Source organism: Mesonia sp. K7 (assembly GCF_003233725.1).
GTDB lineage: Bacteria > Bacteroidota > Bacteroidia > Flavobacteriales > Flavobacteriaceae > Mesonia.
The window spans coordinates 1-12,526 of the sequence record NZ_QKQV01000001.1; the positions used below are offsets into that span (position 1 = coordinate 1).

A 12,526-nucleotide genomic window follows, 5' to 3' on the forward strand; every position below is an offset into this window, starting at 1 on the left:
GTATACGGACTTGTTAGCGGGTTGGTTCCTGCATCGGCGTCTGCCTGGGTTGCGTAATAGGTCACCTCTAAGCTGTTGTCGCCATTGGTAATGTCAAGGGTCGCGTCCTCCAAGGTAAAGGCCTCCATCTCATCGCCCGGGTTGTTCACATCACATAGCTCCAGCGGTTGTGGGTGCTGGTAACTTGGCATGGGATGCACGATCAGCTCAAAGCTGGTCTCCCCGGTACAGCCGTTCAGGCCTTCAACCACCACATAGATCGTCTGGTTCATACCATTGCTGGTATAGGCCGTGGGTACGGTAATTTCCTGCGTGTAAGCAGCATCTGTATAATACCTTACCGTAAAGTCCGAAGGGTTGGTCTCATTGGCAAGGATATCCGCTTCCATCAGCGTAAGGTCGAACACCTCACTGCCGTTGCCATTGGCATCACAGGCCTCCAAAGGTTCCAGGTCCTGTGCCAGTACCGGCTGTGGACTGTCCTCTACCTGTAGGGTAATGGCAATGGTCGTGTAACAGCTTATCCCTGGCGCCTCTACCCTTACATAGATGGTCTGGGTCGTGTTCACCGTATTGGTGAACGGGCTCGAAAGCGGGATCACATCGTTGTCGGCATTGGCCTGCGTCTGGTGGTAGGTAATGGTCACGTTCGGATCGTTGTTGATGTCATCGTCCAGGTCCGTCAGGATGAACTGTCCCACACCATCGTTGTCGTCATCACAATAGATGAACGGTGGTGGCGTGTTGGCGATCGGGGCATCGTTAACCTGCAGGTCCATACTGTCCACTGCATAGCAGCCCGTGTTGATATCGTATACCCTTACCCAGACCGTTTGGTTGTAAGGGGTGGTATTGGTGTACAATGGGCCGATCTCGTCGTTCGGGTCGTTGTTCTCCGCGCCCAATTGGGTCTCAAAGTAACTGACGTTAAGGTTCGGGGCATTGCCCGTGATCTGCGTGGTCGCATCGGTCAGGTCGAACTCTGCCATGCCCGTGCCGCCGCCATCGTCACAGATAATCAGTGGGGCCGGTGCATTGTAGGCCGGGATCGGGTTCACGATGATATCGAACTGTGCCTGGCTCGTACAGGCCGTATTGCTGTCCTCGACCACGACATAGATCGTCTGTTGGTCCGGGGTCGTGTTGGTATAGGCCGTTGGCGTGGTGATCGCGTTGCCGTTGTTCAGATCATTCTGGCTCGCATAATAGGTCACTGTGTAGTCGCCCGGGGCAGGTTCGTTCTGTACGATCGTAGGTTCGTTCTGCGTCAGGTCGAAGGTCTCTTGACCATCGGTGTTGTCGTCGCACAGTTCCAGGTCCGGAACCGTAGGAACCACCGGATCGGGAACCACCACTAACTGGGCGGGAACCACATTGTAACAGTCCGCTACAGCGCTGGACTCCACACGTACATAAATGGTCGTACTGCCCGTAGTATAGTTGTTGGCTACCGTTGGGGTGCCCGCCTGGGCATCGGCCTGGGTTGCGTGATAGCTGTAGCTATAGGTAGGATCGGTCGATATCTGGTTGTCCAGTGTCGTTAAATCGAAGGTCGCCTGGCCATCGCCATCGCCGTCACAAAGCTCATACGGTGCCGGTGCCGTGGTCGGTAATTGCGCATTCACTATAATTTCAAACTCCGCCGATGTCTCACATCCTGTTGCCGCATCGCTTACCAGTACGTAAATCGTTTGTTGGTTAGCAGGGTTATTTTGGTGGTTTGTCGGGGTGGTAATTGCCGTTGTATGGCCCGCATCGGAATAATAGGTGACCGTATAGGTCGTGCCCGTGGGTGCGTTCTGTGTCAGGAAAGGCTCATTCTCCGTCAGATCAAAAAACATCAGACCATCACTGTCATCATCGCACTCCTCTATCGATGGGACCGGGGCAGCTACGTTCGGCAATGGGTTGACCACTATATCGAACTGTGCATCGGTCGTACAGCTTGTTGCCGTGTCCTCTACCAATACATAGATCGTAGCGGAAGTACTTGGGTAAGCGGTCTCACTAGTTATCGGCACACCATTGGTTCTATCTGATGCACTGGCATAATAGCTGACATCATACGTCGTACCTGTAGGTTGGTTAACCATAATATCACCCTCCCTATCGGTCAGGTCAAAGGTCGCTATGCCATCGGTGTCATCGTCACAAAGCTCCAGATCGGATATCGTTGCAGGTACGTCCGGATCGGGGTTGACTATAATGTCAAACTGGGTTTCTGTTTCACAGCCTGTATCAGCATCAGTTGCAAGAACAAAAATGGTCTGTTGACCTATGATAGTATTTTGATAATTCCCTGGATTCAAAATAGGGTTATCAGCAGTCAAGTCAGTAGCCGATGCATAATAGTCTATGATATATTGATTAGGATTTGGTTCATTTTGAGTAATAATAGCCTCATTTTGAGTTAAATCAAAAAACATTTGACCATCAGCATTATCATCACATAGCTCTATATCTGGAACTGGGGGAATATCAGGATTTGGATGTATTAAAACGTGGAATTCTGTATAACTGTCTGTAGTTCCATTCGATAGGGTAATCGTAACGTTATAAGTCCCTGTAGAAGTTGCATTTATAGTTGGAAAGTTTCCGTTTAATATCTGAACAGGACCTGTTCCATCATCAAAAAACCATTGATAATTGGTTGCGTTTTGAGTTGTTGCATCAAGTGTTAATGTTTCTCCTTGACAAGCTTGATTTTGTATTACGATAGAACAATCTGTTGCTCCTGCTCCAGGTTGACCTTCATTTGTTTGGGTTAAAGAAATATACCCTGGCACTCCTGAAAAGTTAGTTATCAAAACCAGATATACATCTCCAACAGAAGCATTTAAGATTGTCATATTCTCAACAAAGGATGGGTCATAACTACAATCTACAACATTGCCGTAAGGATAATTGGGATCTGAAGTATTACTGCCACAATTAGGAGCACAATCTTGTAATAATCCACAAGAAGCTGGCGTCGAAAAAGGCCCCCAAGCAACAAAATCTACATCTAACCCTACACCTATAGGATTTCCAGAAGCGTCAAAACCTCCTGTGCTTTGTTGAATTGTAAAAGTTAAATCCCCTGCTTGATCAATCTCTAAATAAAACCAAGCTGGATTAGGAGAAGTACTTAAACAAGAAATTGGACCAGAATCGGGAACACCAACAGAATTTGGAAATACTAAACCAGCTCCCCCCGCACAAAAAGGATCTGCATTATCACAATCTATACCCTGAGCAAAGGTATTTATACTAAAGGAAATAAAAACAAGAAAGATAAAATATATTCTTTTTAACATTTTAAAATTTTTAATCAAAAAATATGCTTAGTTTTAGTTGAATTCATTTTCAGTTTCAATTAAATGACATTCAAAAAAGCAAAAATAACAATATAAACGTATTAAATTATATAAGTGTTGTTATAAAACCTAATAAATACAAAATGCTACCCAACTCCCAGTACCTCCTAAAATTAGCTTACACCAAAATGCCCTTCGGAAAATACAAAGATTGGTACCTTTCTGATATTCCTGAAGCCTATTATGTTTGGTTTCAACAAAAAGGATTTCCTCAAAATAATTTAGGGAAACAAATGCAGGAAATCTACGAACTCAAACTTAACGGACTTGAATTTCTTTTAAAGGAATTACGTAACAAATACCCAAAACCTTAACAACTAATTGCTTAAATATTTATCGGTAAAAACTAAAAAATAGGCTATGCCGTTCGCATAAAAGTTGTACTTTTGCACTCCGTATAGACATTAATCAAACAACCCTAAAAAATGGCACAAACCAAGTACATTTTTGTTACCGGTGGTGTTTCTTCGTCTCTCGGGAAAGGAATTATCGCAGCTTCACTTGCCAAATTGCTCCAAGCAAGAGGTTACCGCACAACTATTCAAAAATTAGATCCATACATCAATGTAGATCCAGGAACTTTAAATCCGTATGAGCACGGTGAATGTTTTGTGACCGAAGATGGTGCAGAAACCGATTTGGATTTGGGCCACTACGAGCGTTTTTTAAATGTCAATACTTCACAAGCCAACAACGTTACCACAGGTAGAATTTACCAAAGTGTCATCGAAAAAGAACGTCGCGGCGAATTTTTAGGAAAAACCGTGCAAGTAGTTCCGCACATTACCAACGAAATCAAAGAACGCATCCAGATTCTAGGGAATAGTGGTGGTTACGATATCGTGATTACCGAAATTGGTGGAACCGTTGGTGATATCGAATCTTTACCTTATATCGAAGCTGTAAGACAACTCAAATGGGATTTAGGCGAACACAATTCTTTAGTGATTCACTTAACCTTAATTCCTTATCTATCTGCAGCCAAAGAACTCAAAACCAAACCTACACAGCACAGCGTAAAAACCTTGATGGAAAGCGGAATTAGTGCCGATGTATTGGTTTGTCGTACCGAGCATAAAATAAATGTCGATTTAAAGAAAAAACTCGCCCAATTCTGTAACGTTAGTGTCGAAGCCGTGATTGAGTCAATAGACGCTTCTACGATTTATGACGTACCTAATTTGATGCTAGAGGAAGGTTTAGATACTATTACGTTAAAGAAGTTAGATTTAGCAAGTAAAAATGACCCTAACCTAACCAAATGGAATCAATTTTTACAACGTCATAAAAATCCAAAATCTGAAATCACGATTGGGTTGATTGGAAAATATGTAGAGTTGCAAGATTCTTACAAATCCATTCTCGAAGCTTTTATTCACGCTGGCGCGGAAAATGAAGTAAAAGTAAATATCAAAAGTATTCATTCTGAATTTTTAGATATCAATAAAAAAAGTTCGCTTATCGAGAGCCTCGACGGAATTTTAGTTGCTCCAGGTTTTGGAGAACGTGGTATCGAAGGAAAAATAGAAGCGGTTCGCTACGCTCGCGAAAACAAGCTACCTTTCTTTGGTATTTGCCTCGGAATGCAAATGGCTGTGATAGAATACGCTAGAAACGTACTAAACCTCACCAAAGCCAACAGTACCGAAATGGATGAAAATACGCCTAATCCGGTCATTGCCATTATGGAAGACCAAAAAGACATCATCTATAAAGGCGGAACAATGCGACTTGGCGCTTGGGATTGTGAGTTACAAGAAGACACACTCATTCATAAAATCTATGATAGAAAAAAAATAAGTGAGCGCCACAGACATCGTTTTGAATATAATAATGCGTATAAAGAACAATTAGAAAACGCTGGTTTGGTAAGTTCGGGTATCAACCCACAAACTGGTTTGGTAGAAGTAGTAGAACTCAAAAACCACCCTTGGTTTGTTGGTGTACAATACCACCCAGAGTATAAAAGTACTGTTGCCAATCCGCATCCTTTATTTATCGATTTTGTGCGTGCTGCAAAAGAATTTTCAGAACAGAAAAAATAAGAAAAAGTGCCAACTTGTCAATAAAAAGGCATTGGCGAGTTTTTTGAATAAATAAAAGACAAACAACCTATTATAATATATGGAAGAAAAAAAATTTGATGTCAATTCCCTGATTGGGTTTTTACTCATCGGAGCCGTCCTTATATGGATGTTATACAATAACCAAAGCGAAACTCCCATAGAAGACACCAATACGACGACACAAGAAGAAGTGGTTGATGAAAAAACTTCAGAAAATCAACTACAAAACAACAATACTTCTACTCCAACTTCTACCAACGACAGTATTGCATTGGCACAGGCGCAAAAACAATACGGTGTTTTTGGATATAGTGCTGGCAAAGCTTCCGCGGAAGCAATTACAACATTAGAAAATGAAGTGTTACAACTAAAAATAAGTAACAAAGGTGGGCAAATTGTAGAAGCCAAACTTAAACAGTTTAAGACCTACGACTCGATTCCAGTTTACCTCATCAAAAACGGAAATGCTAGTTTTAATGTCACTTTTAAAACTTCCGACAACAGAACGATCTCAACCGAGGATATGGTTTTTGAGCCAAAATTGATAGATAATCAAACTCTTTCGATGAAACTCAAAGTAAGTGAAAATGATTATTTGGAGTTTTACTACGCTTTGAAACCCAACGATTATATGTTTGATTTTGACATCAAATCACAAGGTTTGAGCAGTGTGGTACAAAATAAAGACGTCACATTAGATTGGAAAATAAAAACCTATCGCCACGCAAAAAGTATTAGCTACGAAAACCGTTACACCGAGATTTTATGGGAATATGAAGGTGGAAGCGACGATTACTCTGGACAAGGAAGTTTAGAGGAAGACAGTGACCAAGACATCACTTGGGTAGCTTTCAAACAGCATTTCTTCACGTCTATTTTACTGACAGATCAAGCTTTTTCGGAAGGGAAATTTATCTCTAAAAATTTGGTCGATGATGAAGACATCGATACCGTTTACACCAAAGATTTTACAGCTACATTACCGTTAGCACTAAAAGCAGGAGAATTTAATGAAAGCCTCGATTTTTATTACGGTCCTTCTGACTATAAAATCTTAAATGAATACGATAGAAATTTAGACGAAGTTATCCCGTTGGGTTGGGGAATCTTTGGATGGATCAATAAATACCTTATCATTCCTTTTTATAATGTATTAAGTGGGTTTTTACCTGCAGGAATTGCAATTATTTTCTTGACAATTGCAATCAAAATATTATTGTCACCTGTACAATACAAACAGTATGTTTCTCAAGCCAAAATGAAGGTTTTACGACCAGAGATTGAGGAAATCAACGAGAAGCATAAAGACAATGCGATGAAACGCCAACAAGAAACGATGAAGTTATACAACAAAGCTGGCGCGAGTCCGATGAGTGGTTGTATTCCTTCGTTGTTGCAAATACCGGTTTTTTATGCTTTGTTCAACTTTTTCCCGAGTGCGTTTGACATTCGCCAAAAAAGTTTTCTATGGGCAGACGATTTATCGAGTTATGATGTCATCGCAGAATTGCCTTTTACCATTCCTTTTTATGGTGATCACGTGAGCTTGTTTCCTATTTTGGCCTCTATTGCCATCTTTATTTATATGATGATGACTACAGGGCAAAATATGCAACCAAGTCAACCCGGAATGCCAAATATGAAGTTCATCATGTACATTTCGCCTTTGTTTATGTTGTTCTTCTTCAACAACTACGCAAGTGGTTTATCGCTGTATTATTTTACCTCCAACTTGATTACGATCGGAATTATGTTGGTCATCAAAAACTTTATCATCGACGAAAATAAAGTCTTGGCAAAGATCGAACAGAATAAGAAAAAACCTCGTAAGCAAAACCGCTTTGCCAAAAAAATGCAAGAGATGATGGAGGAAGCAGAAAAGCAGAAAAAAGCGAAAAAGTAGTCTTTGAGAGGTGAGATTTTAGATTTGAGATCATAAGTCTTAGTTACAGACAAGAGAATTTATAGAAAAAACGGCTGCAGATTTCCAGCCGTTTTTTATTACATGAATGTCATTCCAAACGTAGTGAAGGAATCTCATCAAGTTGATTTACAAATCAGAATGAGAACCTGAAACAAGTTCAGGTTGACGGAAATAGACTTTTTAGATTGCCTCGATGTTTTTACATCAACTCAAACTCTTCAATTTGTACTTCGGTCACAAAACGTTTGATCCCTTCTTTGTCTTCATAAGAATGATTGGTCAATTTTCCGCGTAAGGCAATTTTATTTCCTTTCTCACATATTTTATCCATCAGCTCAGCGGTTTTACCCCAAGCCACACAATTGTGCCAAGTGGTATTTTCTATTTTCTCACCTTGCTTGTTTTTGTAATACTCGTTAGTTGCAATACTCAACTTCGCAAACTTGTTTCCGTTGTTGGCTCCATTTACTTCAATGTCTTGTCCTAATCTTCCGATTAACTGTACTTGATTTCTTAGCGTGTTCATAATTTAAAATTTTTAATTAAACCTTCAACCGTTTCTCGATTGATTCTGGAGCAAATATCAAAACAAAAAAATGTCGTATATTTATATAAACAATTACTGTCGTTTATAACCGACAATAAGTAATTTCAAACACTTATATAATGAAATGCTTACAATGCGAAAAAGAAACTTTTGGACGTTCAGACAAGAAATTTTGTTCCCCGGAATGCCGCAACGAATATAACAACGAGCGTTATCGACGCGAACAAAAAGCCGTGATTGACATCAATAAAACACTCAAGAAAAACCGGATGATTTTAAAACGCCTCAATCCGGAAGGAAAAATTGTGGTTCCGAGTGAGATTTTATTAAAAGCAGGGTTCGATTTGGAATATTTCACCAATATCTACACCACAAAAAACGGAAGGGAATATCGGTTTTGCTATGATTATGGATATTATTATGATGATGAAAAAGACAGCTATCTGTTGGTAAAAAAGTTTGAAGAAGACAATTAGACTGTAGATTTTAGACGTGAGACGTGAGATAGTAGATTCAAATATTAAAACTTAAAACTCAAACTTTTTAACACATTCCTATTCTAAAACTTTCAATTTCGAAAAACGCAGCAAAATCTTTTTGATTCCTCCGTTATTAAAATCGATTTCTGCTTTTTTGTCTTGTCCAACTCCTTCTATATTTAGAATTTTACCCACACCAAAACGATTGTGTTCTACTTTTTGTCCTGCTTGTAATCCCGACATTTCTTTCGAAATCTTAGCTGTAACATTTGAGCCTTCGGGTTTTAGTTTTCGCAAACGTCGTAATTGCTGTTCGCTTGGTTGGTTGATGCTTGGCGGTGTTCCGTTTTTTGGTTTGTTTTGACGGAGTTTACTCTTGTCAACATCCCCAAAAATATCGGTACTCACCAAAGGTTTGTATTTATAATTGTCTTTCGGGATCAGGTAATTCACATATTCTTCATTTATCTCATCGATAAATCGGCTTGGTTCGGCGTCTATCAATTTTCCCCAACGGTAACGCGACTGTGTATAGGTGAGGTAAGCTTGTTTTTCGGCACGTGTTAACGCCACATAAAAAAGTCGACGTTCTTCTTCGAGTTCAGAACGGGTGTTCATGCTCATAGCCGAAGGAAATAAGTCTTCTTCCAAACCAACAATATAAACTATGGGAAATTCTAAACCTTTCGCCAAATGTATCGTCATCAAAGCTACTCTGGGTTCGTCGTCATTGTCTGTATCAAGATCGGTTACCAAAGCGACATCTTCTAAAAATTCGTCTAACGAACCTGTGGCTTCATCAATCTCTTTTTGTCCTTCCACAAAATCTTTAATCCCGTTTAAAAGTTCTTCCATATTCTCGATACGAGCGATGCCTTCCGGGGTTCCGTCTTTTTTAAGTTCCTGAATCAAACCCGTAGACTTCGTAACCACTTCGGTCATTTCAAAAGCATTGAGATGTTGCTTTTGCACCTGAAAACTTCTAATCATTTCTACAAAGCGTGTCAATTTATTTTTGGTTGACGAATTGATTTTTATTTCAATACGAGCAATATTTTCCATCACTTCAAAAATCGAACGATTGTACTGATTTGCTGCAATGATGAGTCTGTCTAACGTAGTGGTACCAATTCCTCTTGCAGGATAATTGATAACCCTTTTTAGCGATTCTTCGTCGTTTGGGTTGACAATAAGACGCAGATAAGCCAAAACGTCTTTTATTTCTTTACGTTGGTAGAACGACAAACCGCCGTAAATTCTGTAAGGAATGTCACGCTTCCGCAAAGCATCTTCTATCGCTCTACTTTGAGCATTTGTTCGATACAAAACAGCAAACTCGTTGTAGTGCATTTGCTTTTGCATCTGGTTTTCAAAAATCGAACTCGCCACAAACCTGCCTTCTTCCGCATCGGTCAGTAACCGATTAACAAATATCTTTTCGCCATCTTCATTATTGGTCCAAACTACTTTTTCTAATTTGGTTTGGTTTTTATCGATGATTGAATTCGCTGCGTTTACAATATTTTTGGTCGAACGGTAATTTTGTTCCAAACGATACATTTGTACATCTTCATAATCTCGTTGGAAGTTGAGAATGTTATTGATATTGGCTCCGCGAAAAGCGTAAATACTCTGCGCATCATCACCTACTACACAAATATTTTGAAACTTATCACTCAAAGCTCTTACAATGAGGTATTGTGAGTGATTGGTGTCTTGGTACTCATCTACCAAAATATACTTGAAACGGTTTTGGTATTTTGCCAACACATCTGGAAAACGATTTAACAATTCGTTGGTTTTCAACAACAAATCATCGAAATCCATCGCTCCTGCTTTAAAACAACGATCGACATAATTTTTATAGATTTCGCCAAAGCGTGGTCGTTTGGCCATGGCATCAGCTTCTTGCAGTTCGCCATTATTGTAATAAGCTTTTACGGTAATTAAGCTATTTTTTAATGAAGAAATACGGCTGTAAATCTGTTTGTACTTATAAATGTCTTTATCAAGATTCATTTCTTTAATGATGCTCGATATCAGTCGCTGTGAATCTTGGGTGTCATAGATCGTAAAATTAGAAGGGTAACCTAATTTATCGGCTTCAATACGAAGAATTTTTGCAAAAATAGAGTGAAAAGTACCCATCCAAAGGTTTTTGGCTTCGCTCTGTCCAACGATTTTAGAAATACGGTGTTTCATTTCGCGAGCGGCTTTGTTGGTAAAAGTCAAAGCAAGAATATGAAACGGATCGACACCTTGATGCATTAGGTATGCAATGCGGTAAGTAAGCACTCTTGTTTTTCCTGAACCTGCACCAGCAATGACAATAAGCGGACCATCTTTGTGTTCTACCGGAGCTCTTTGCGCCTCATTCAATTCATTTAAAAAATTCTCCACAGCATTTGTTTTAATCGACGTGAAATTACCAAAATTTTGAGCAAACTTAAAGGCTATAACGCTATTATTTATAAACAAAGCCTCAAAAATTATTATTTTATTAAATATATTAGTGGCAGAATTAAAATCGCTTCATTTATGGAGAATATTTGGGAGTTTATCAAGGATATTTTGTGGTGGCAATGGTTAATCGTAGTTGTTGTCATCATCGCCATCAGAGATATATTTTTCAACAAAAAGCACATCATTACCAAAAATTTTCCTGTCGTGGGACATTTTAGGTATATGCTTGAAAGTATTGGTCCAGAATTACGGCAATATATTGTTGCCAACAATCGGGAAGAATTACCATTTGATCGTATTGAGCGGAGTTGGATATACGCTTCTGCAAAAAACCAAAACAATTATAAAGGTTTTGGTACTGACAGGGATATTTACGAAACCAACTATAATTTCATCCACAATGCGATGACCCCTTTTAAATTGCCCGAAAAACACCCCAACATCAAAGACCCTTACTTTTTGCCGTGTGCCAAAGTAATGGGGCTTTACCATAAAAGAAAGCATCCTTACCGGCCCGCTTCGGTGATCAATGTTTCTGCGATGAGTTTCGGAAGTCTTTCTGCGAGAGCCATAGAATCGTTAAATATTGGTGTGCAAATGGCCAATGCTTTTCACAACACAGGAGAAGGCGGTATTTCTCCTTACCATAAAAAAGGAGGCGACTTGGTTTTTCAAATTGGAACAGGCTATTTTGGTGTTCGTGACGAAAACGGAAAATTTTCGTTAGATAAATTAAAAACCTTAGCTGAAAACACCCCGACTTTACGAGCCATAGAACTCAAACTTTCACAAGGCGCCAAACCAGGAAAAGGAGGAATTCTACCCGCTTCTAAAATCACCAAAGAGATTGCAGAAATTAGACATGTTCCTTTAGGAAAAGATGTGATTTCGCCTGCTTATCATACAGCTTTCAATAGTGTGCAAGAAATGGTAGATCTCATCGAGCAAATGGCAGAAGTTACTGGTTTACCTGTGGGTATAAAAGCTGCTGTAGGTAAAATGGATGAATGGAAAGAGCTCGTTAAAATCATGAAAGAACAAGATAAAGGACCCGATTTTATTGCTATCGATGGCGGTGAAGGCGGAACTGGAGCAGCACCTCCAAGTTTTGCAGGTCACGTTTCTTTGCCGTGGGTTTATGCCTTTAAAAATGTGTATAAACTTTTTAAGGAATATGATCTTTGCGAACGCGTGGTTTTTATCGCCAGCGGAAAACTCGGTTTTCCTTCGTCTGCTGCCATGGCGTTTGCGATGGGAGCAGATTGCATCAACGTGGCACGCGAAGCGATGATGAGCATTGGTTGTATTCAGGCGCAAGCTTGTCACAACAACACTTGCCCTACGGGTATTGCTACCCAAAATAAATGGTTACAAGCGGGTATCAATATCAAAGACAAATCGAAAAGAGCTGATTTTTATTTCAAAAACTTTAGAAAAGAACTCGTCGAACTTTCACACGCAAGTGGTTATGAACATCCTTGCCTATATTCGATGGATGATGTTTCGGTAAACTTGAGCGATCAAGATTTTGTAAAATCTTTGGCAGATTCTTACGAATATCACAAAGTAAAAGTTCCTTTTGAAAGTATGAAAGCCATACAAAAATGTCCTTACCTTGGCGGAAATTACAAAAGAAAAAAAGCCGCCAAACAAATAAATAAAGAAGAAGTACGTTACTAAACTTAGAAAAC

The 12,526-nt window shown here is 39.8% G+C and carries 8 protein-coding genes; 5 read left to right on the forward strand and 3 right to left on the reverse strand.

Features of this window, described 5'->3' with window-relative positions; translation table 11 throughout:
• The coding region (locus tag DNG35_RS00005; RefSeq protein WP_146228807.1) for a PKD domain-containing protein at nt 1-3,296 on the reverse strand (3,296 nt) is incomplete at its 3' end.
• Between the two features lie 143 nt (nt 3,297-3,439).
• Between DNG35_RS00005 and DNG35_RS00010 the strand changes: the two genes are divergently transcribed.
• The 3 genes from DNG35_RS00010 (at nt 3,440) to yidC (ending at nt 7,325) form a co-directional block, all read left to right on the forward strand.
• A complete protein-coding gene (locus DNG35_RS00010) occupies nt 3,440-3,670 on the forward strand; it encodes a DUF3820 family protein (RefSeq protein ID WP_111125704.1) in 231 nt (76 codons plus the stop codon).
• A gap of 111 nt (nt 3,671-3,781) precedes the next feature.
• Nucleotides 3,782-5,401 (forward strand): CTP synthase, encoded by a 1,620-nt coding sequence (locus DNG35_RS00015; RefSeq protein ID WP_111125705.1) that lies wholly within the window; start codon nt 3,782-3,784, stop codon nt 5,399-5,401.
• Between the two features lie 79 nt (nt 5,402-5,480).
• Nucleotides 5,481-7,325 carry a membrane protein insertase YidC gene (gene yidC / locus DNG35_RS00020; protein WP_111125706.1) on the forward strand — a complete coding sequence of 615 codons (1,845 nt, stop codon included), beginning with the start codon at nt 5,481-5,483 and terminating at the stop codon, nt 7,323-7,325.
• A gap of 220 nt (nt 7,326-7,545) precedes the next feature.
• Here the strand turns inward: yidC and DNG35_RS00025 are convergent, their stop codons facing one another.
• Entirely contained in the window at nt 7,546-7,872 is a 327-nt protein-coding gene (locus tag DNG35_RS00025) for a single-stranded DNA-binding protein (RefSeq protein WP_111125707.1), read from the reverse strand.
• 140 nt (nt 7,873-8,012) lie between these two features.
• On the opposite strand from DNG35_RS00025, the gene DNG35_RS00030 reads away from it, so the two are divergent.
• A complete protein-coding gene (locus DNG35_RS00030) occupies nt 8,013-8,369 on the forward strand; it encodes a hypothetical protein (protein ID WP_111125708.1) in 357 nt (118 codons plus the stop codon).
• Between the two features lie 78 nt (nt 8,370-8,447).
• On the opposite strand, the gene DNG35_RS00035 is transcribed toward DNG35_RS00030, so the two are convergent.
• Nucleotides 8,448-10,772 carry an ATP-dependent helicase gene (locus DNG35_RS00035; RefSeq protein ID WP_111125957.1) on the reverse strand — a complete coding sequence of 775 codons (2,325 nt, stop codon included), beginning with the start codon at nt 10,770-10,772 and terminating at the stop codon, nt 8,448-8,450.
• A 138-nt stretch (nt 10,773-10,910) separates the two neighbouring features.
• Between DNG35_RS00035 and DNG35_RS00040 the strand changes: the two genes are divergently transcribed.
• Nucleotides 10,911-12,515 carry an FMN-binding glutamate synthase family protein gene (locus tag DNG35_RS00040; protein WP_111125958.1) on the forward strand — a complete coding sequence of 535 codons (1,605 nt, stop codon included), beginning with the start codon at nt 10,911-10,913 and terminating at the stop codon, nt 12,513-12,515.
• Nucleotides 12,516-12,526 lie beyond the last annotated feature (11 nt).